The organism is Streptomyces sp. NBC_01241 (assembly GCF_041435435.1).
Classification (GTDB): domain Bacteria; phylum Actinomycetota; class Actinomycetes; order Streptomycetales; family Streptomycetaceae; genus Streptomyces.
Genome location: NZ_CP108494.1, coordinates 6055762 through 6076977 on the forward strand (window position 1 = coordinate 6055762; position 21216 = coordinate 6076977).

Sequence of the window (21216 nt, forward strand, 5' to 3'; positions counted from 1 at the left end):
CACGGCCGTAGGCTTCCCGTGTGAGCGAGAAGAGCAAGTTCAGGGGTTGCCCGGCCACCGGAATCGGTTCCATGCCCGGGTCAGACGCACGGGAGGCGGCGAAGACCGTCACCGGTTCCTTCGGGGACGGCCAGGGCCTGCCGTACCTGGCCGAACTGCCGGCCCGCGGACCCGGCGCGGACATGATCGGGCGGACCATCGGGCTGCTCGTCGACCTGTACGGCCATGTCGAGCCCAGCGGCTGGCGGATCAGCGACCGGCCCGGACGGGACACCCGCCGGGCCAGGTCCTGGCTCGGCGAGGACCTCGACGCGCTGGAGGAGTTCACCCAGGGGTACGAGGGACCGCTCAAGGTCCAGGCCGTGGGCCCCTGGACGCTCGCCGCCGCCCTGGAACGGCGCGGCGGCGAGGCCGCGCTCGGCGACCCGGGAGCCTGCCGCGACCTGGCGGGCTCGCTGGCGGAGGGGCTCCGCGCCCACCTCGCGGAGGTACGGCGCAGGATGCCCGGCGCCGAAGTGATCCTCCAACTCGACGAACCGTCGCTGACCGGTGTACTGCACGGCCGGATCCGGACGGCCAGCGGCTACCGCACCTACCGGGCCGTGGACCGCCAGGTCGTCGAGGGCACCCTGCGCGATGTGCTGGCGGCGGGCGGCGACGGCGCGACGGTCGTTCACACCTGTGCGCCCGAGGTGCCGTTCGCGCTGCTGCGCCGGGCCGGGGCCGACGGAATCTCGTTCGACTTCTCGTTGCTCACCGAGCGTGAGGAGGAGGCGATCGGGGAAGCGGTCGAGGGTGGCACGCAGCTCTTCCTCGGGGTGGTGCCGGGCACCGACCCGGCCTCGGGCGGATTGTCGGACCCGGGCGGTAGCGTCATGGGTGTCAGGACGCTGTGGCGCAGGCTGGGGCTGAATCCGGGGACTCTGACGGAGTCCGTGGTGATCACCCCGTCGTGCGGGCTCGCGGGTGCCTCGCCCGCGTATGCGCGCGCCGCGCTCGCCCACTGCGCCCGGGCCGCGAGATCGCTCGCAGACAACCCTGAGTAACGGGGCAACGGGTAACGGGAGGACGAGACGATGGCCGGCGAACAGCAGATGGCAGTGCCCGCACAGGCTCGGGAGCAGCATGCACTCCTTGCCGAGCAGATCGAGGAGCACCGCTTCCGGTATTACGTGAAGGACCAGCCGGTCGTGAGCGACGCCGAGTTCGACCGGCTGATGCGCGAGCTGGAGGCCCTGGAGGAGACGTATCGGCAGCTGCGCACGCCGGATTCGCCGACGCAGAAGGTCGCTGGGCCGTACCAGACGGAATTCACCTCCGTCGAGCACCGCGAGCGGATGCTCTCGCTGGACAATGCCTTCGACGACCTGGAGTTGGCGGCCTGGGGCGAGCGGATCGCCAAGGAGGTCGGCACCTCGGACCACCACTTCCTGTGCGAGCTGAAGGTCGACGGTCTCGCGGTCAACCTCACCTACGAGCACGGCCGGCTGACCCGGGCCGCGACCCGCGGCGACGGCCGCACCGGCGAGGACATCACCCCCAACGTCCGGACGATCTCCGAGATCCCGCACCGGCTGAAGGGGGACCGGATTCCGGCGCTGGTCGAGATCCGCGGCGAGGTCTTCTTCCCGATGGAGGCCTTCGAGGAGCTCAATGCCCGGCTCGTCGAGGCCGACGACAAACCGTTCGCCAACCCGCGTAACGCGGCGGCCGGTTCACTGCGGCAGAAGGACCCGAAGGTCACCGCCACCCGCCCGCTGCACATGGTGGTGCACGGCATCGGCGCCCGCGAGGGCTTCGACATCGACCGCCTCTCGCACGCCTACGAGCTGCTGCACGAATGGGGTCTGCCCACCGCCAGGCACAACAAGGTGGTGGACTCCCTCGACGGGGTACGGGAGTTCATCGCGTACTTCGGCGAGAACCGGCACTCCGTGGAGCACGAGATCGACGGCGTCGTCGTCAAGCTCGACGAGGTGCCGCTCCAGGGCCGGCTGGGCTCCACCTCGCGCGCTCCGCGCTGGGCGATCGCCTGGAAGTACCCGCCGGAGGAGGTCAACACCAAGTTGGTGAACATCCGCGTCGGCGTCGGACGCACCGGCCGGGTCACCCCGTACGCCCAGGTCGAGCCCGTTGAGGTGGCGGGCTCCGAGGTCGAGTTCGCCACCCTGCACAACCAGAACGTGGTGAAGGCGAAGGGCGTCCTCATCGGGGACACGGTGGTGCTCCGCAAGGCGGGCGACGTGATCCCGGAGATTCTCGGCCCGGTCGTCGATCTGCGCGACGGCACCGAGCGGGCGTTCGTGATGCCGACGCACTGCCCCGAGTGCGGTACGGAACTGAAGCCCATGAAGGAGGCCGATGTCGATGTCCGCTGTCCCAACGCGCGTTCCTGTCCCGCGCAGTTGAGGGAGCGGCTCGCTTACCTTGCGGGCCGCAAATGCCTCGACATCGACCACTTCGGCTATGTCGCGGCCGCGGCCCTGACCAAGCCGCTGGAGCCCGCCGAGCCGCCGTTGCGCGACGAGGGCGATCTCTTCGGGCTGACCGTCGAGCAGCTGCTGCCGATCCGGGCGTATGTCCTGGACCCGGACAGCGGACTGCCCAAGCGCGATCCGAAGACCGGTGAGGAGAAGACGGCCTGGGTCTTCGCCAACCAGCAGGGCGAGCCGAAGAAGAACGCCCTCGCCATGCTCGACGCAGTCGCCGCGGCCAAGGAGGCCCCGCTCGCCCGGATCCTGACCGGGCTCTCGATCCGTCACGTGGGCCCGATCGCGGCCCAGGAACTGGCCCGTCAGTTCCGCTCCATCGACCGGATCGACGAGGCGACCGAACAGGAGCTGGCCGAGGCCGACGGGGTCGGTCCCATCATCGCCGCGTCGGTGAAGCAATGGTTCGCCGAGGACTGGCACCGGGAGATCCTGCGCAAGTGGCGGGAGGCCGGGGTCCGGATGGAGGACCAGGGAGCGGGGGAAGAGGTCGGGCCGCGCCCGCTCGAAGGACTCACCGTCGTCGTCACCGGCACGCTGTCCGGCCACACCAGGGATGGCGCGAAAGAGGCGCTGCAGAGCCGGGGGGCCAAGGTGACGGGTTCCGTCTCGAAGAAGACCTCCTTCGTGGTCGTGGGCGACAACCCGGGCTCGAAATACGACAGGGCGATGCAGCTGAAGGTGCCCGTGCTGGACGAGGACGGCTTCACCGTGCTGCTGGAACAGGGTCCGGACGCCGCACGCGAGGCGGCCGTCCCTGTCGGGGAACCAGCGGAATAGGACAAATCTGCTCCGGAATGGACAGACCCCTTTTCGAAGAACGGGCGGAACGGGCGGAAAGGGATAGATCAACAGCTGGAACAGGAAAGAATATTGACCGGGAATCGATGGAACGGGACCGGTCGATGGATGGGCGACGGGTGGGCGACGGGTGAACGGTGAACGGGAAGGCGCAGAAAGGGTGTAGGGGGACGGACGGGGTCAAGAGGTGTTGCCGAGAGGTCGAATTCACCCGATCGGCGCATACCAGATGCTGACGGCCGGTCGGTTCGCATTCGGGCAAGAGCTGTAGAGCGCTGCCCGTAGAGGCCCTCTGCGGCCTACTGTTGAGATGTGCACCTGTCGTGCCGGCCACGGGGTGGGAAACGGGTCGCGGTGGCATGGAGCCGAACCATCGGGTGACATCGGCACCGCCGGCTGTGAGAGGGACGGAATGAAACCGACCGAGAGCGCCGCACCGGTGTCGCGGCTGCAAGGTTTCGTCGGCCTCACGCCCGGAGTGGGTGCCGTCGTCGTGGTGATCGCCGTTGTTCAGCTCGCGATCGGTTTCTACCGGACCGTGAGCGAAGGACACGCACTCTTCCCCGACGGCAGGGCCGGCTGGTCCCTCGCCGTTCTCACCGGCATCGTCGTCGGCCATCTCGTCGCCCTCGGACGCGACCGGTGGTGGGGCGGCACCGGTTCCGGGGCCGCCCTGACCCTTGCCGTGCTGCTGCTCTACGGCTGGGTCCCCGCGGGCCTGGTCAGTCTGGTCGTCGTCGTCCTCGTCGGCATCGCCCGCAGACATCGCTGGCGGCAGGGGCTGCTGCACGGCGCCGTGGACATCCTGGGGATAGGAGCGGCGGCCCTGGTGCTCGCCGCGTTCGGTGACGTGCAGACCGTCGAATCGCCCTGGCAGCCACTCGGCTGGGGCATCGGCGCCGTGCCCGAAGTCCTGCTGGCCGCCTCCACCTATCTTCTGGTCACCCGGGTCCTGCTGTGGTACGCACGGGCACCCCAGGGCGGCGGCGTGCCGACCGTCGCCCGCACCGCCCTGCTGCGCCAGGGTCTCGTCGCGGTCGCCCTGCTCGGTATCGCACCGCTGATCTGCGTCGTCGCGACGACCATGCCCGTACTCCTGCCGCTCTTCGCGGTCCCGCTGATCGCGCTGGACTCCACCCTCTGGATCGCCAGTGCCCGGGCCGAGGAGCAGCTGCGTGACCCGCTGACCGGACTGCCCAACCGGCAGTGGCTGCTGGAACGCACCTGGACGGCCCTGGAGGACGCCGAGTCCATCGGAGCCAGATCCGCTCTCGTCCTGATCGACCTCGACCGTTTCCGTGCGGTCAATGACACTCTCGGTCATCTGGCGGGGGACAGGCTGCTCCTGCAGATAGCGGAACGTCTCAGGCTGGCGCTCCCCCGAGGAGCGGAGGCCGCGCGGCTCGGCGGTGACGAATTCGCCGTGCTCCTGCCGACCGCGGACTCCACCACCAGCGCCCAGCGGGTCGCCCGCCATCTGGTCGCCGAGCTGTCCTCCCCACTGGATCTGGACGGTCTGACCCTGGTCCTGGAGGCGAGCGCCGGAGTCGCCGTCTACCCGGACCACGCGCTGGACGCCGAAGGGCTGCTCAGGCGCGCGGACGTGGCGATGTACCAGGCCAAGCGCGACCGTACGGGCGTGGAGGTGTACGAGTCGAAGCGCGACAGCAACACCCCGGACCGGCTCGGGCTCCTCGGGGATCTGCGGCGCGCGCTGGACGCCGGTGAGGTGGAGCTCCACTACCAGCCGAAGGTCCGCTTCGACGGCCAGGTGGCCGGCCTCGAAGCGCTGGTGCGCTGGGTGCATCCGGAGCGCGGACGGGTCCCCCCGGACGAGTTCATCGCCATCGCCGAGTCGTCCGGTCTGATGCCGCACCTCACGGAGTACGTCCTGGAGACGGCGCTGGCCCAGGTCGCCCGGTGGCGGGCGCAGGGCCTGTTCGTCCCGGTCGCGGTCAACGTCTCCCCGCGCGACGTCCACACCCCCGGATTCGCGGGCGGCGTCGCGGCCCGGCTCGCCCGGCACGGCGTCCCGGCCGGCGCCCTGCAGCTGGAGATAACGGAACACGTGCTGCTGGAGGACCCGCAGCGCGCCGCCGACACCCTCGCCGGGCTCGCCGGGCACGGCGTGAAGATGTCCCTCGACGACTTCGGTACGGGGTACTCCTCGCTGGTCCACCTGCGCCGGCTGCCGGTCAGCGAGCTGAAGATCGACCGCTCGTTCGTGGCTCGGCTGGCCGTCGACAACGAGGACGCGGAGATCGTCCGCTGCACCATCGACCTGGCCCACTCCCTCGGACTGCTGGTCGTCGCGGAAGGCGTCGAGGACGACGAGACCTGGGAGCGGCTGCGGGATCTGCGCTGCGACGCGGTGCAGGGCTGGCTGGTCGCCGCGGCGATGCCGCCGCAGGAGACGACGGCCTGGCTGCGGGCGCGCGGTGAGCACGGATGGCGGCGGCCCGCGGAACTGGCGGCGGCGGCCGCCGCCGCGGCCGGTGCGGCCGCCGGTGCGACCGGGGCCGCGGAGCTGGAGCACCGGCCGACGGGCCGCCCGGTGAAGCCGGGCCCTGCGACGGCCTGAGCGATCGGGTGGGACGGGGCCGATATCAGGGTGTTCGCCCGGGTGGCGGGAGGGGGCGCGGGCGACACCATAGGATTGGTCCAAAACCACACACCAACCCCTGAGGATCGCTGCATGCCTGGCATCACGCGCGAGGAGGTCGCCCACCTCGCCCGGCTGGCGCGTCTGGAGCTGAAGGGCGAAGAGCTCGATCACTTCGCCGGTCAGCTCGACGACATCATCGGCGCGGTCGCCCGCGTCTCCGAGGTCGCCGACCAAGACGTACCGCCGACCTCCCACCCGCTGCCCCTGACGAACGTCATGCGCGCGGACGAGGTCCGTCCGTCGCTCACCCCCGAGCAGGCGCTCTCCGGCGCCCCGGCCCAGGAGCAGCAGCGTTTCAAGGTGCCGCAGATCCTGGGGGAGGACTAAACAGCCATGACGGACAACAGCACCATCATCAAGCTCACCGCGGCCGAGATCGCCGCGAAGATCGCGTCGGGCGAGCTCACGGCCGTCCAGGTCACCGAGGCCCACCTGGCCCGGATCGACGCGGTCGACGAGAAGGTCCACGCCTTCCTGCACGTCGACCGCGAGGGCGCGCTCGCGCAGGCCCGCGCCGTCGACGCGAAGAAGGCGGCCGGCGAGAAGCTGGGTCCGCTGGCGGGTGTCCCGCTCGCACTGAAGGACATCTTCACCACCGAGGGCATGCCGACCACCGTCGGCTCCAAGATCCTCGAAGGCTGGATCCCGCCGTACGACGCGACCCTCACCAAGAGGCTGAAGGCCGCCGACATCGTCATCCTCGGCAAGACCAACATGGATGAGTTCGCCATGGGGTCCTCCACCGAGAACAGCGCCTACGGCCCGACCGGCAACCCGTGGGACCTCACCCGCATCCCCGGCGGCTCCGGCGGCGGCTCCTCGGCCGCGCTCGCGTCGTACGAGGCCCCGCTCGCCATCGGCACGGACACCGGCGGTTCCATCCGCCAGCCCGCCGCCGTCACCGGCACCGTCGGCGTCAAGCCCACCTACGGCGGCGTCTCCCGCTACGGCATGGTGGCGTTCTCCAGCTCCCTGGACCAGGGCGGGCCCTGCGCCCGCACCGTCCTGGACGCGGCCCTGCTGCACGAGGCGATCGCCGGGCACGACCCGATGGACTCGACGTCCATCGACGCCCCGGTCCCGCCGGTCGTCGAGGCCGCCCTGAGCGGCAGCGTCGAGGGCATGCGCGTCGGCGTCGTCAAGCAGTTCGCCGGTGAGGGCTACCAGGCCGGCGTCGTCCAGCGCTTCAACGAGTCGGTCGAGCTGCTGAAGTCGCTCGGTGCCACGATCGTCGAGCTGGACTGCCCGTCCTTCGACCTGGCCCTGTCGGCGTACTACCTGATCGCGCCGTCCGAGTGCTCCTCCAACCTGGCCCGCTTCGACGCCATGCGGTACGGCCTGCGCGTCGGCGACGACGGCACGAGGTCGGCCGAGGACGTCACCGCGCTCACCCGCGAGGCGGGCTTCGGCGACGAGGTCAAGCGCCGCGTCATCCTCGGTACGTACGCCCTCAGCTCCGGCTACTACGACGCGTACTACGGCTCGGCGCAGAAGGTCCGCACCCTCATCACCCAGGACTTCGAGAAGGCCTTCGAGCAGGTGGACGTCATCGTCTCCCCGACGACGCCCACCACCGCCTTCCCGATCGGCGAGCGTGCCGATGACCCGATGGCGATGTACCTCGCGGACCTGTGCACCATTCCGACCAACCTCGCCGGCAACTCCGCCATGTCGCTGCCCTGCGGCCTGGCCCCCGAGGACGGTCTGCCGGTCGGGCTGCAGATCATCGCCCCCGCCATGAAGGACGACCGTCTCTACAAGGTCGGAGCCGCCGTCGAGGCCGCCTTCGTGGAAAAGTGGGGACACCCGCTGCTGGAGGAGGCTCCGTCACTGTGAGCGCACTGACCAAGGCCAAGGGCTTCAAGAAGTCCAAGGCCGGTACGTACCTGTCCATCGGCACCACCGCCTTCGGAGCGCTGGGCGTCATCAAGCAGGCCAAGAAGGCACGCTGTGAACACGACACGCTCCAACTGATCGACGCCGTTGTCTCCGCCGCCGCCATCGCCACCGGTCTCGCCCTGCTGCTGCGCGAACTCAAGCGCCTCGGCGATGACGACGTACTGCTGGGCTGAGAGGGAAGTTTCACCGTGACTGTCACCGACCTGGTGTCGTACGAGGACGCGCTCGCGTCCTACGACCCCGTCATGGGCCTGGAGGTCCATGTCGAGCTCGGCACCAAGACCAAGATGTTTTGCGGCTGCTCGACCGAGCTCAAGCAGGACGCCAACTCCCAGACCTGCCCGGTCTGTCTCGGCATGCCCGGCGCGCTGCCGGTCGTCAACGAGATCGGCGTCGAGTCCGCCATCAAGATCGGTCTCGCGCTGAACTGCGAGATCGCCGAGTGGTGCCGCTTCGCCCGGAAGAACTACTTCTATCCGGACATGCCGAAGAACTTCCAGACCTCCCAGTACGACGAGCCGATCGCCTACAACGGCTATCTGGACGTCCAGCTGGAGGACGGGGAGATCTTCCGGGTGCAGATCGAGCGCGCCCACATGGAGGAGGACACCGGCAAGTCGACCCATGTCGGCGGCGCCACCGGCCGTATCCAGGGCGCGTCCCACTCCCTGCTCGACTACAACCGGGCCGGTATCCCGCTCATCGAGATCGTCACCAAGCCGATCGAGGGAGCGGGTGCACGCGCCCCCGAGGTGGCCAAGGCGTACGTCGCCGAGCTCCGCGAGCTCATCAAGGCGCTCGGTGTGTCGGAGGCCCGGATGGAGATGGGCCAGATGCGCTGCGACGTCAACCTGTCGCTGCGCCCCAACGGCACCGAGACGTTCGGTACGCGCTCCGAGACGAAGAACGTGAACTCGCTGCGTTCCGTCGAGCGCGCCGCCCGCTTCGAGATCCAGCGCCACGCCGCGGTGCTGAGCTCGGGCGGCACGATCGTGCAGGAGACCCGGCACTTCCACGAGGAGGACGGCTCGACCACGGCCGGCCGCATCAAGGACAACGCCGAGGACTACCGCTACTTCCCCGAGCCCGACCTGGTGCCGGTCGCCCCGGCCCGCGAATGGGTCGAGGAGCTCCGGGGCGGCCTTCCCGAGCTGCCGCGGCTGCGCCGCAAGCGGCTGAAGGAGGAGTGGGGTGTCTCCGAGCACGACATGCAGTCCATCCTCAACGCGGGCGCGGTCGATCTGATCGTCGCCACGACCGACGCGGGCGCCCCCTCGGACCAGGCCCGCAAGTGGTGGATGGGCGAGCTGGCCCGTAACGCCAACGAGACCGGCCGCGCCCTCGACGAGCTGCCGATCACCCCGGCGCAGGTCGCCAGGGTGGCCGAGCTCGTCGCCTCGGGCGACCTCAACGACAAGCTGGCACGCCAGGTCATCGAGGGCGTCCTCGCGGGCGAGGGCGACCCGGACACCGTCGTCGAGAAGCGGGGCCTGAAGGTCGTCTCCGACGAGGGCGCGCTGTCCACGGCCGTGGACGAGGCCATCGCCGCCAACGCGGCCGTCGCGGACAAGATCCGCGGCGGCAAGGTCGCGGCGGCGGGCGCGCTCGTCGGCGCGGTCATGAAGGCCACCCGCGGCCAGGCGGACGCGGCCCGGGTCCGCGAGCTGATCCTGGAGAAGCTCGGCGTCGAGGGCTGACCCGGCCCCGTACATTGGGCTGTTGACGCACGTCTCCGAGGGGGCGGTGCACCCCATGACGGGGTGCACCGCCCCCTCCTCGCCTGTCCGGAGAGCCGAAGTCCGCTGAACACCGTCACTGCCGAGATCGTCTCCGTCGTGCTCCTGCTCGGGTTGCCGACCGTACCGGCGACGCTGGTCGTGTCGACGGTGGCGCTGTGGGGTTCGCTCCGGGTGATCGGGGTGTGACCCGGTACGGGCGGCGGTTGGACTTTCCCGGCCGACCTGTTGGACGTTCACCACGGAGCCGTACGAAATCCTTCCCGAGGTCACCTCGCTTGCATAGCTTCCCGGCTGTACGACCGGACTCGGGAGGCTCACTTGACCACGGACATTTCACGGCGAAGGCTCTTCGCGCTCGGCGGCGGTGCGCTCGGTGCCGCGGCGGCGGGGTCGCTGCTGCCGCCGTCGCTGCAGGCCGCGATCGCCGCGCAACCGGCGCCCTCGGCGGGGTCCGGCGGCGGTGACGGGCTCGAAGACATCAAGCACGTGGTGATCCTGATGCAGGAGAATCGTTCCTTCGATCACTACTTCGGCACACTCCGGGGAGTGCGCGGCTTCGGTGACCGCAACGCCGTCGAGCTGCCCTCCGGCAAGCCGGTCTTCGAGCAGCCGGCCCTGCTCGGCAGCTCCGTACTGCCGTTCCCGGTGCGGGACGCCGCCGAGACGCAGAAGAAGGACCTCCAGTACATCGGCGCGCTCGACCACTCCTGGAGCGGCGGCGGCAAGGCGTGGGCCGGCGGGTGGATGAACGGCTGGGTGACCGCGAAGACGGCCGCCACCATGGCGTACTACGACCGCCGGGACATCCCGCTGCACTACGAACTGGCCGACACCTTCACGGTCTGCGACGCCTACCACTCCTCCATCCACACCTCCACCAGCCCCAACCGCAACCACCTGTGGAGCGGGAAGACGGGCAACGAGGCGAACGGCAAGCGGGCTGTCGGAAACGACGCGTACAACGAGGGCACGCACCCGGGGTACGACTGGGGCACGTACGCGGAGCGGCTGGAGAAGGCCGGCCGCAGCTGGCGTACGTACACCGAGTGGGAGAACTTCACCGACAACCAGATCGAGTTCTTCGCCACCTTCAAGGCGATCGCCCGCAAGGCGCTGGCGAAGACCGGCGGCCATACGTACATGGAGTCGTTCTACTCGGCGGTGCGGGACGCGGACGCCACCGAGCGGGAGCGGCTGTTCGGCCTGCTCGAAGAGGGTGTCGCCACCCTGGACAAGACCGAACGCAGTCTCTTCGAGCGCGCGCTGCGCCGGGTGGAGACCGGAACGCTGGCCGATGAGTTCGCCAAGGACGTGGCGGCGGGCACACTGCCCGAGGTCTCCTACCTGGTGCCCTCGGCCGTCGACTCCGAGCACCCGAGCGTGTCCTCGCCGATCCACAGCGCGACGATCGTCTACAAGGTCCTGGACGCGCTGGGCAAGCACCCCGACGTGTGGCGGCACACCGCCGTCCTCATCAATTACGACGAGAACGACGGCTTCTTCGACCACGTGCCGCCGCCCGTCGCGCCGCCCGAGGTGACCGAGGAGCAGTGGGAGGGCAAGCCCACCGGTCTCGGGATGCGGGTGCCGCTGCTCGTCGTGTCGCCGTGGACCGTGGGCGGCTACGTCTGCTCCGAGGTCTTCGACCACACCTCCGTGATCCGCTTCCTGGAGCGCTGGACCGGCGTGGCGGAGCCGAACATCAGCGACTGGCGGCGCACCGTCACCGGCGATCTGACCTCGGCCTTCGACTTCACGCGCGCGCGGCGCCGGCCCGACGTGGAGCAGCCCGGCAGCATCCCGCCTTTCAGCGGACGCTGGGCGCCGAAGCCGCCGCTCGTGCAGCACATGCCGGTACAGGAGCCCGGGGCCCGGCCGGCCCGCGCGCTGCCGTACCAGCCGGACGCGCAGGCGAAGCTGGTGGACGGGGCGGTACAGGTGGCCCTCAGCAATACGGGGCGTTCGTCCGCGCACTTCGCGCTGTATCCGTACGCGGGCGAGTTCCCCGTGCCGCAGCACCGGGATGTAAGGGGCACGGGGCAATGGACGGTGCCCCTTACCGGTACGGCGTACCGGTTCACCGTCACGGGGCCGAACGGCTTCCGGCGCGAGTTCGCCGGACCCGCGCAGGGCGGCGCCTCGGCCGGGGCCGAGGTCGCCTCACGGGTGGACGCGCGTGAGCGGGATCTGCATCTCACGCTGCGCAACACGGGACGCACGACGCTCACCTTCACCGTCCGGCCGCTCGGATACGTCGACGAGGCGGATCTGCGGGACTGGACCCGGACGGTCAAGGTCAAGCCGGGACGGAGCCGTACGGTCGTGCACTCGGCGGCCGACGCGCACGGCTGGTACGACCTGGCCGTCACCGTCGACGGGGACGACGTCTTCCGGCGTCGGCTGATGGGGCACATCGAGAACGGCCGGGCGAGCGTCTCCGGCTGATCCGGGTCCGGGCGGCGGGGCGCCGTACGTCGTGGCGGGGCACGGCGTTCCCGCCGGGACCATTTGTGAGTATGGCCACGAAAGGGGCAAACGATCACCATTGGCTGCCAGAGTGGCAGTTCTCAGGTCATGCGCTTTTTGCGGGTAATTCATGTGTTGTCCCGCTAAGGAGCCGCGAACCGGCAGGGAGCATGTCCGTTGGCTGCAATTGCCCGTTGGTGCATCAAGCACCGTCTCATCGCCGTACTCATCTGGCTGCTGGCCCTCGGGGGCACGGTCACCGCGGCGGGATTCGCGGGCTCTGCGTACTCCAACAACTACGACGTGCCAGGCACCGAGGCGGGCCGGGCCGCCGACCTCCTCAAGAGCGGTTTCGCGAACCTGGGCGGTGACACCGACACCATCGTCTGGCACACCAGCGACTCCACCGTGCGGGCCGCCGACGTCCGTCAGACGATGACCAGCACCCTGCACGCGGTCGAGGAGCTGCCCGGTGTCGGCGCCGTCACCGGGCCGTACGGGGCGTCCGGCGCCGGACAGATCAGCGAGGACGGACGCACCGCCTACGCCACGGTCACCTTCAACCAGCAGACCGAGGACATCCCGGCGCAGCAGGTCCGGGCCGTCGTCGACACCGCGAAGGCGGCCGCCGGCCCCCACCTCCAGGTGGAACTGGGCGGCTCGGCCATAGCCGTCACCGAAGCGCCGTCCGTCCACTTCAGCGAGGCCATCGGGGTCGTCGTCGCAGCGGTCGTCCTCTTCCTCGCTTTCGGCTCGCTCGCCGCCAGCATGCTGCCCATCGCCACTGCCCTCGTCTCCGTCGGCACGGCGTACGCGGGCATCGTGCTGCTCGGCCACGCGATGACCGTCGCCGACTTCGCCCCCATGCTGGGCATGCTGATAGGGCTCGGCGTCGGCATCGACTACGCACTGTTCATCGTCACCCGGCACCGCAGTGGACTACGCAGAGGCATGACGGTCACCGAGGCGGCACAGAACGCCGTCGTGACGACCGGGCGGTCCGTCGTCTTCGCCGGAGCCACCGTCTGTATCGCGCTGCTCGGCATGCTGATCCTGCGGCTCGGATTCCTCAACGGCGTGGCGATCGCCGCCTCGCTCACCGTCGTGCTGACCGTGGCCGCGTCCGTGACCCTGCTGCCCGCCCTGTTGTCCTTCATCGGCATGCGGGCGCTGAGCCGGCGCGAGCGCAGAAGACTTGCCGAGCGCGGGCCGCAGCCCGAACTGCCCACCGGATTCGCCGCCCGCTGGTCCGCCTTCGTCGAACGCCACCCCAAGCTGCTCGGCGCGTTCGCCGCCGTGGTGATGCTGGTGCTCGCGCTGCCCACGTTCTCCCTGCATCTGGGCACCTCCGACCAGGGCAACAATCCCTCCACGTCGACCACCCGGCAGGCGTACGACCTGCTGGCCGACGGATTCGGGCCCGGCGTCAACGGCCCGTTGACGATCGCCGCGCAGATAGGCGGCGCCGGCGACCGGCTCGCGATGGACGGCCTGCCGGCCACCCTGCGGGCCACCCACGGCGTGGCCTCGGTCGGCCCGGTCACGTACAGCAGCGACGGTGGTACGGCCTTCGTCACCGTCATACCGAAGTCGGCACCGCAGTCGCAGGAGACCAGCAAGCTCGTCGAGCATCTGCGTACGGACGTCATCCCGAAGGCCGAGGCGAACACCTCGCTCCAGGCCCATGTGGGCGGGGTGACGGCCGGCTACGACGACTTCGCCCAGGTCATCATCGGCAAGCTCCCGCTCTTCATCGGCGTCGTCATAGGGCTCGGCTGTCTGCTCCTGCTGCTGGCGTTCCGGTCGATCGGCATTCCGCTGAAGGCCGCCGTGATGAACGTGGCCGCCGTTGCCTCCTCGTTCGGAGTCGTCGTCGCGGTCTTCCAGTGGGGATGGGGGAGCGAACTGCTGGGGCTGGGCAGCTCCGGGCCCATCGAACCGTTCCTGCCGGTGATCATGGTGTCCGTGCTCTTCGGGCTCTCCATGGACTACCAGGTGTTCCTGGTGGGGCGGATGTACGAGGAGTGGCTGGAGACCGGGGACAACAGACGGGCGGTGCGGGTCGGTCTCGCCGAGACGAGTCGTGTGATCAACTCCGCGGCCGTGATCATGATTTCGGTCTTCCTGGCGTTCGTCCTCAGCGGGGACCGGGTCATCGCGATGTTCGGCATCGCGCTGGCCGCGGCCGTGGCCCTCGACGCGTTCGTCCTCCGTACGCTGCTGGTGCCCGCCCTCATGCACATGCTGGGCGGCGCGAACTGGTGGCTGCCGGGCTGGCTGGACCGGCGGCTGCCGCGGATCAGCATCGATGCTCCCGAGTGCGACGCGCCCCATGCGAAAATCCCGCAGGCAGCACAACCGGTGGAGCCGGTGGAAGGCGCGCAGACACTGCGCGCGGCGGAAGTGGTTCGAGAAGGAGCATGATGTTCGCGATATCCCTGGGCGACGACGGCGCGGAACTGCGTCCGCTGGAGATCTGGCAGGCGGCGGAATTCCTCGCCCACATGGACCGGGCCCGCGAGCTCGTCGACCCCTGGATCCCGTTCGCCTCCTTCGTCACCGACCTGGAGTCGGCGCGCGCCCTGCTCCAGCGGTACGCGGAGAAGCAGGCGGCGGACACGGGACGCCTCTACGGCATCTGGCTGGAGGGCACGCTCGTCGGCGGCGTCCTGTTCCGGATCTTCGATGCGGAGTCGGGGAACTGCGAGGTCGGCTGCTGGCTGGAACCGGCGGCGCAGGGCCGCGGACTGATCACCCGGGCGGCGGAGAAGCTGATCGACTGGGCGGTCTACGAGCGCGGGATGCACCGCGTGGAGTGGGACGCCTCCGCCGCGAACACCCGCAGCGTCGCCGTGGCCAAGCGGCTCGGCATGACGCGCGACGGGGTGCTGCGCCAGAACTACCTGTACCGCGGTGAGCGGCACGACTCGGAGATCTGGTCCGTGCTGGCTCCGGAGTGGCGGGCGCGGAAGTCCTGAGGCCGGGGCGGGGGACGGGCCGGGACCGGCTGTGGGCACGGGCCGGGACCGGGCGTTAAGAGGGTTCTCATCTGCTCCGCCTAGCGTGCGGAGCATGAACCCCAGGACCCCCACAAAACCCACCGCCCCCACCACTCCCACCGACCCCGCAGCTCCGGCTGACAACGAGGGAACGGGCTCCGCCCCGGACGCCGACGTCAACGACGCCGAAGTGAAGGACGCCGAAGTGAAGGGCGGTGGCTTGAAGGACACCGAAGTGAAGGACGGCGGACCCACGGCCTCCGAATCGGAGGCCTCAGGGTCTGAGGCTTCCGGGTCCGAGGTCTCCGAATCCGAGGCCTCAGGGTCCGAGGCCTCCGAATCCGAGGCCGTCGAGCCCGAGGCCCCCGACTTCGACGACCTCGACTTCGAGGACTCCGGCAAGAAGCCGTCCGGTCTCGGTTCGGCCGCCGCGGCCGTGGCTGCCGCCGCTCTCGGCGTCGTCGCGCTCACCGGGTCCTGGACCGGCAAGGTCGCCGCCGAGCGCGAGACCCTGATCGGTCAGATCAATACCTCGTCCGGTAGTACCGCGGCCCAGCAGATCTCCGAGATCTACGGCGACGCCTGGCACGCCACGGCACTGGTCAACGGCCTCTTCGCGCTGCTCGCCCTGCTGGTCGGCATCTTCGCCCTGGTCCGCCCGGCCTTCGGCGCACCTTCCCCGAATCCGCAGCCCGGCTGGGTGCGGGCCGTCGCGACCGCCGGCATCGCGCTCGGCGTCCTCGGCGTGGTGATCTCCGCAGCCATGTACTTCGACCTCATCGTGCCCCTGCCGGCCGCGGTCGCCACCCAGTGAGTACGCACGGCCCCCGGACAGAACACCTAGGACATCCGCCGGTGCGGCACCGACCCGTATGCGACGGTGTCCGCGCCCGGCTAAGGCTCCTCACACCGCGAAGATGGGGAACTCGCCCGATGTGACGGCACCCTCTGGGAGACGACAGTGGGGTTTACGGCAGCAGCACTGCCGCCCCCCCGGCCCCAACGGGCCGTCGTCCTCCGGGAGAAGCACATGTACACGCTCGAACTCCACAAGATGAACGCGACCGAACTGCGCCGCCGGGCCGACCGGGAGCGGCTCGTCCAGGAGATCCTTCGCGCCCGCCGGGCCGCGCGCCGGGCCGCCCGTGATTCCGGGCGGGCCGCCCGTCGTGATTCCGGGAGCAAGGAGGCCGAGGGGCCGGCGAGTACGGACCGGAACCGGTTCGTCCACGCCGCCCGGTAGCCACATGACGCGGCTGAGCGATACCGACGACCGGACTACGGGGCCCGCGGTGTCGGACCCGTGTGCGATGCTCGGCGACGTGGAGACCAGGTCCGTCAGCCCCGTATTCGTCGGCCGCGCAGGTGAATTCGCCTCGCTGGTCGATGCGCTCACCCGCGCCACGGGCGAGGGCACCGGCCGGGCCGACGGCCCCGGCGGCGAGCCGCAGGCGCTGATCATCGGCGGCGAGGCGGGCGTCGGAAAGACCCGGCTGGTCGAGGAGTTCCTCACGGCGGCGGTGCGCCGCGAGGCCGTCGTCGCCGTCGGCGGCTGCGTCGAGATCGGTGCCGACGGGCTGCCCTACGCCCCGTTCTCCATCGCCCTGCGCGCCCTGCGCCGCACCCTGCCCGACGAGATGGCCGCCGCCTGCGCCGGGCAGGAGGGCGAGCTGGCCCGGCTGCTCCCCGAGCTCGGCGAGGCCCACCGGGACGCCACCGACGAGCACAGCACCGCCCGCCTCTTCGAACTCACCGCGAGACTCCTGGAACGCATCTCCGCGCAGCGCACGGTCGTCCTCGTCCTGGAGGACCTGCACTGGGCCGACGCCTCCACCCGCCATCTCCTCGCCTACCTCTTCCGCACCGTGCGCAGCGGCCGCCTCGTCGTGATCGGCACCTACCGCTCCGACGACATCCACCGCCGCCACCCCCTGCGCCCCCTTCTCGCCGAGCTGGACCGGCTCCGTACCGTCCGCCGGATCGAACTCGCCCGCTTCAACCGCGCCGAGGTCCGCCGCCAGCTCACCGGCATCCTCGCCGCCACCCCCGAGGCCGCCCTCGTCGACGAGATCTTCGAACGGTCCGACGGCAACGCCTTCTTCGTCGAGGAACTCGCCTGCAGCCTGGAGAGCGGCGACCACTCCCGGCTCTCCGACTCGCTGCGCGACCTCCTGCTCGTCCGCGTCGAAGCGCTCCCGGAGACCGCCCAGAAGATCGCCCGGATCGTCGCCGAGGGCGGTTCCGCCGTCGAGTACGAGCTGCTGGCCGCGGTCGCCCGGCTCACCGAGGACGACCTCATCGAGGCACTGCGGGCGGCCGTCGGCGCCAACCTGCTGCTCACCGCCCCGGAGGGCAACGGCTACCGCTTTCGGCACTCCCTGGTCCGCGAGGCCGTCAGCGACGATCTGCTCTCCGGCGAGCGCTCCCGGCTCAACCGGCGCTACGCGGAAGCCCTGGAGGCCGACCCCACCCTCGTCCGCGCCGGGGAACGCGCCACCCGGCTCGCCAGCTACTGGTACGGCGCACACGACGCCGCCAAGGCCCTGCCCGCCGTACTGAAGGCCTCGGTCGAGGCCCGCCGCCGCTACGCGTTCTCCGAACAACTCCGCCTGCTGGAAAGGGCGATGGAGCTGTGGGACGACGCCCCCGAAGACGTACGCGACACCCTGCGCCCCATCGACTACGCCGAGAGCTACCCCATCTGCAGCTGCGACCCCGACGCCACCCCGCTGCGCTATCTCGACCTCATGGCCGAGGCCACCGTCGCCGCCCGGTTCGGCGGCGACCGCGAACGGGCCCTGGCCATCGCCAAGAAGGCCATGCGCGTCCTGGAGGGCGAGGACGACCCGCTGCGCGCCGCCTGGTTCTGGGTCCAGCGCTCCCGCCTCATGCAGGACCTGACCCGGGGCGACGGATGGCAGGAACTGGCCAACGCCCAGGAGCTCGTCCGCGGACTGCCCCCGTCCGTCGTCCACGCCGACGTCCTGATGAGCGTGGCCGGATGGGGCGCCCTGCACCGCCCCGGCGCCGAGACGCTGCTCGCCGTCGACCGGGCCGTGGAGTACGCCCGGCTCGTCGACGACGAGTACACCGAACTGCACGCCCGGCTCACCCGCGGCTGGCTCACTGCCGACGCCGGGAGCGTCGACGAAGGCATCGCCGAGATGTACGCCGTCCGCGACCGCGCCGATGAGCTGCACATGGTCGGCATCATGAGCCGGGCCGGCATCAACCTCCCCTCCACCCTCGAAGCCATGGGCCGTTCGCTGGAGGCAGTGGCCGCCGCGAACCACGGCATCGAGATCAGCCGCAGCCACGGCATCGCCGACATGGAGGCATGGGTCCGCTGCAACCAGGCGGCCTCGCTCTTCTCCCTCGGTCACTGGGACGAGTGCCGGGCGACGGTCGACGCGGCGGCCCGCGCCGCCCAGTCCAGCAAGGCGCAAGGACTCGTCGCCTCACGCCGTACCGAACTGGCCCTCGCGCAAGGCGATCTGGCCGAGGCCGAGACCCAACTGGCCCTGACCCGACGCTGTTTCGGCACCCGGGACCCGCAGCCCCAGCACCTCATCCCCTCCGTACGGCATGCCATGGCCCTCGCCGCGCAACAGGGCAGACTCGCCGAGGCGCGGGCCGCGTTCGAGGCCCAGTCGGAACAGGGCTTCCCACCCGGCACCCAGCGGCACGCCCTGCCTCTGCTCCATGCCGCCGCCGCTGCCGAGGCCGACGCCCGGGGCCTGCCCGCCGCCGACCCCGGCCGGCCGGCGATCCTCGCCGCTGTCCGGACCCACCTGAAGCGGCTGGCGATGCTCGTCCCCCTCTGGGCCGCCTACGGTCTCCTGGTCGACGCCGAACTGGCCCGGGCCGAAGGCCTCGACACCCCCGACCACTGGTCCCGCGCCGCCACCGCCTTCGCCCCGCTCCACCGCCCGTACGAACTGGCGCAGATCCGCCACCGCTGGGCCGAGGCCCTCCTCATCGCCTCCGGCGACCGGCCCGCGGCCACCACCCTGCTGCGTGACGCCCACCGCACCGCCGGGCAGCTCGGCGCGCGCCCGTTGGCCGAGACCATCGAGCTGCTGGCCGGCCGCGCCCGTATCACCCTCGCCGCCCCGGACCGGCCCCCGGCCCATGGCACCGCTCACGGGATACCGGACGCCGTCACCGTCCCCGCCCAGGCGGCCACCGCCGACGAGGCGGCGGACCGGGAGCAGACCGAGGACCACCTGCGCGAGGCGGCCGCGGCGGCGGTGGAGTCCTTCGGGCTGACGCGACGCGAACAGGATGTGCACCGACTGGTCGCCGCCGGTCACACCAACCGCCGGATCGCCGAGCAGCTCTACATCTCACCCAAGACCGCGAGCGTGCACGTCTCCAACATCCTCGCCAAGCTCGGCGTCTCCAGCCGCGGCGAGGCGGCTGCCCTGGCCCACCGGCTCCGCCTCTACCCCGCCACCGCCACCCGGAACACCTCCTGACGGGGCGGGGCCGCAGGCCCCGGCCGCCCCGGGACCTCTTCAAGGCCACCGGGCCCGGTCAGGCTCGCGGCCCGCTCTCCAGAGCCCCCTCGGGTGCGGCGTCGGGTCCGGCCTGCGGACCGTCCGGAACATCCGGCCCGGGAGCCCTTTCGGGGCCGTCGGCACCGGCACCGTCGGCGTGGGCCTCGGCACCGTCGTCGCTGTCGGCACCGACGGCGTCACCGGGCGCCCTGACGATCACCTTCCCGGAGGTCAGGTCTATCGGCCCGCGCCCCGGGTCGCCGACGCCGAGATCCACTCGGGTCAGCTCCAGCCGCTTCTGCTCCTCGGCGGCATGCTTGCGGCCCGGTGCGAAGAGTTCCTCGAAGAAGTTGAACACCGCCCGCACGCCCTTTCACCTGCTGTAGCCGCTACCGCACCGCCAGCACCAGGATCCTGTCGTCTCCCGGCTTCGGGGTGCCACGGGTGTCCGTATTGCTCGTGACGAGCCAGAGCTTGTCGCCGCCCGCGGCGAGCACGGTGCGCAGACGGCCGTACGTACCCTTCAGGAACGCTTGCGGGGCCGCCGCCAGTTCCCCGCCGCCCCTGCCGGACAGCGGAATTCGCCAGAGCCGCTCACCACGCAGGGCCGCCATCCAGATCGAACCCTCGGCGAAGGCGATGCCGCTCGGGGAGGCCTCGGACGGCTTCCACTGTGCCACGGGGTCGATGAAACCCTTCTTCCCGGCCTTGCCCTCGACCACCGGCCAGCCGTAATTCCCACCCGGCACGATCCGGTTCAGCTCGTCCCAGGTGTCCTGTCCGAATTCGGACGCCCACAGCTGCTTCCGGTTGTCCCAGGCCAGTCCCTGCACATTGCGGTGCCCGTACGAATACACCACGGAGTCGGCCGCCGGATTGCCGTGCAGCGGCTGACCGTCCGGGGTCATCCGCAGGATCTTGCCGCCCAGGGACTTCTTGTCCTGTGCGAGCCGGTCGTCCCCGGTGTCACCGGTGCCCGCGTACAGCATGTGGTCCGGGCCGAACGCGATCCGCCCGCCGTTGTGGTTCGAGCCCTTCGGGATGCCCCGCAGAATCGTGTCCGGAGCGCCCAGCAGCCGGCCGGGCGTCGTGCCGTTCTCGTCGTACTGCATGCGCGCGATGCGGTTGTCGGACGCCGTCGTGAAATACGCGTACACCAGATGGTCCGAACCGTACGTGGGGGAGACCGCGATGCCCAGGAGCCCGCCCTCGCCACCGGGCGACACCCCGGGCACGGCGCCCAGCAGGGTCTTCTTGCCGCTCTTCCCGTCGATCCGGGTGATCGTTCCCTTGTCGCGCGAGGACACCAGCAGATCGCCGCCGGGCAGCTCGGCCAGCCCCCACGGCGAGTCGAGGCCCTCGGTGAGCGTGGAGACCACCTTCACCGAGCCCTTCGCCGGCGGCGGGGTGACCGACGGGGACGGGGAGGCCGACGGGTCCGAGACGGCGGGGGCGGGCCGGGACGGCGGGTCGCCGACGCCCGACGCGCTGCCGGAACCGTCCCCGGAGGAACAGCCCGCGGTCAGCAGCAGGCCCGCGGCCAGCGCGGCCACCGACCCGCGGCGCACGCCCGCGCGCCGACGCCGCCCCCGAAACCCCCCACGCCCCGCAGGGCCTCGTACAGATCCGAACCCAACACCGCGCACAGCATCGATCCCT

General features: G+C 70.8%; 16 protein-coding genes. 14 read left to right on the forward strand and 2 right to left on the reverse strand.

Annotated elements, in window-relative coordinates:
- Window positions 1-20: 20 nt before the first annotated feature.
- From OG306_RS27265 to OG306_RS27330, 14 genes are all read left to right on the forward strand, one after another.
- A complete protein-coding gene (locus OG306_RS27265; RefSeq protein ID WP_327258729.1) occupies window positions 21-1046 on the forward strand; it encodes a methionine synthase in 1026 nt (341 codons plus the stop codon).
- A 30-nt stretch (window positions 1047-1076) separates the two neighbouring features.
- Window positions 1077-3269, forward strand: coding sequence for an NAD-dependent DNA ligase LigA (gene ligA, locus OG306_RS27270; protein WP_266748758.1), 2193 nt, complete (start codon window positions 1077-1079; stop codon window positions 3267-3269).
- 433 nt (window positions 3270-3702) lie between these two features.
- Window positions 3703-5871, forward strand: coding sequence for a putative bifunctional diguanylate cyclase/phosphodiesterase (locus OG306_RS27275; protein ID WP_266748759.1), 2169 nt, complete (start codon window positions 3703-3705; stop codon window positions 5869-5871).
- Between the two features lie 114 nt (window positions 5872-5985).
- Entirely contained in the window at window positions 5986-6282 is a 297-nt protein-coding gene (gene gatC / locus OG306_RS27280) for an Asp-tRNA(Asn)/Glu-tRNA(Gln) amidotransferase subunit GatC (RefSeq protein ID WP_015036350.1), read from the forward strand.
- Between the two features lie 6 nt (window positions 6283-6288).
- On the forward strand, window positions 6289-7791 hold the full coding sequence (gene gatA / locus OG306_RS27285; RefSeq protein WP_266748760.1) for an Asp-tRNA(Asn)/Glu-tRNA(Gln) amidotransferase subunit GatA: 1503 nt from the start codon (window positions 6289-6291) through the stop codon (window positions 7789-7791).
- Entirely contained in the window at window positions 7788-8027 is a 240-nt protein-coding gene (locus tag OG306_RS27290) for a hypothetical protein (RefSeq protein WP_266748761.1), read from the forward strand. Before gatA ends, OG306_RS27290 begins: the two co-directional genes overlap by 4 nt.
- A gap of 15 nt (window positions 8028-8042) precedes the next feature.
- Window positions 8043-9551 carry an Asp-tRNA(Asn)/Glu-tRNA(Gln) amidotransferase subunit GatB gene (gene gatB, locus OG306_RS27295; RefSeq protein ID WP_266748762.1) on the forward strand — a complete coding sequence of 503 codons (1509 nt, stop codon included), beginning with the start codon at window positions 8043-8045 and terminating at the stop codon, window positions 9549-9551.
- A gap of 63 nt (window positions 9552-9614) precedes the next feature.
- Entirely contained in the window at window positions 9615-9779 is a 165-nt protein-coding gene (locus tag OG306_RS27300) for a hypothetical protein (RefSeq protein ID WP_266905331.1), read from the forward strand.
- 132 nt (window positions 9780-9911) lie between these two features.
- Window positions 9912-12038, forward strand: a complete 2127-nt coding sequence (locus OG306_RS27305; protein ID WP_266748764.1) for a phosphocholine-specific phospholipase C — start codon at window positions 9912-9914, stop codon at window positions 12036-12038.
- Window positions 12039-12236: 198 nt separating this feature from the next.
- On the forward strand, window positions 12237-14483 hold the full coding sequence (locus OG306_RS27310; protein WP_266748765.1) for an MMPL family transporter: 2247 nt from the start codon (window positions 12237-12239) through the stop codon (window positions 14481-14483).
- Entirely contained in the window at window positions 14483-15037 is a 555-nt protein-coding gene (locus OG306_RS27315) for a GNAT family N-acetyltransferase (protein ID WP_266748766.1), read from the forward strand. Before OG306_RS27310 ends, OG306_RS27315 begins: the two co-directional genes overlap by 1 nt.
- Before the next feature lie 94 nt (window positions 15038-15131).
- On the forward strand, window positions 15132-15872 hold the full coding sequence (locus OG306_RS27320) for a hypothetical protein (protein WP_371665691.1): 741 nt from the start codon (window positions 15132-15134) through the stop codon (window positions 15870-15872).
- A 216-nt stretch (window positions 15873-16088) separates the two neighbouring features.
- Window positions 16089-16301, forward strand: a complete 213-nt coding sequence (locus tag OG306_RS27325; protein ID WP_266748767.1) for a hypothetical protein — start codon at window positions 16089-16091, stop codon at window positions 16299-16301.
- 67 nt (window positions 16302-16368) lie between these two features.
- Entirely contained in the window at window positions 16369-19536 is a 3168-nt protein-coding gene (locus OG306_RS27330; RefSeq protein ID WP_323187878.1) for a helix-turn-helix transcriptional regulator, read from the forward strand.
- A 58-nt stretch (window positions 19537-19594) separates the two neighbouring features.
- Here OG306_RS27330 and OG306_RS27335 read toward each other — a convergent pair whose 3' ends face one another.
- On the reverse strand, window positions 19595-19915 hold the full coding sequence (locus OG306_RS27335) for a DUF6191 domain-containing protein (RefSeq protein ID WP_266907596.1): 321 nt from the start codon (window positions 19913-19915) through the stop codon (window positions 19595-19597).
- 31 nt (window positions 19916-19946) lie between these two features.
- The gene (locus OG306_RS27340) at window positions 19947-21110 is read right to left on the reverse strand and encodes a PQQ-dependent sugar dehydrogenase (RefSeq protein WP_266907594.1); all 1164 of its coding nucleotides are present in this window, start codon (window positions 21108-21110) and stop codon (window positions 19947-19949) included.
- Window positions 21111-21216 lie beyond the last annotated feature (106 nt).

Excerpts from the sequence above, each read along its gene's own strand:
- OG306_RS27325 (WP_266748767.1), top strand. The coding sequence starts at position 16,089 with ATGTACACGCTCGAACTCCACAAGATGAACGCGACCGAACTGCGCCGC.
- OG306_RS27315 (WP_266748766.1), top strand. The coding sequence starts at position 14,483 with ATGTTCGCGATATCCCTGGGCGACGACGGCGCGGAACTGCGTCCGCTG.
- ligA (WP_266748758.1), top strand. The coding sequence starts at position 1,077 with ATGGCCGGCGAACAGCAGATGGCAGTGCCCGCACAGGCTCGGGAGCAG.
- OG306_RS27275 (WP_266748759.1), top strand. The coding sequence starts at position 3,703 with ATGAAACCGACCGAGAGCGCCGCACCGGTGTCGCGGCTGCAAGGTTTC.
- gatC (WP_015036350.1), top strand. The coding sequence starts at position 5,986 with ATGCCTGGCATCACGCGCGAGGAGGTCGCCCACCTCGCCCGGCTGGCG.
- OG306_RS27330 (WP_323187878.1), top strand. The coding sequence starts at position 16,369 with ATGCTCGGCGACGTGGAGACCAGGTCCGTCAGCCCCGTATTCGTCGGC.
- OG306_RS27320 (WP_371665691.1), top strand. The coding sequence starts at position 15,132 with ATGAACCCCAGGACCCCCACAAAACCCACCGCCCCCACCACTCCCACC.
- gatA (WP_266748760.1), top strand. The coding sequence starts at position 6,289 with ATGACGGACAACAGCACCATCATCAAGCTCACCGCGGCCGAGATCGCC.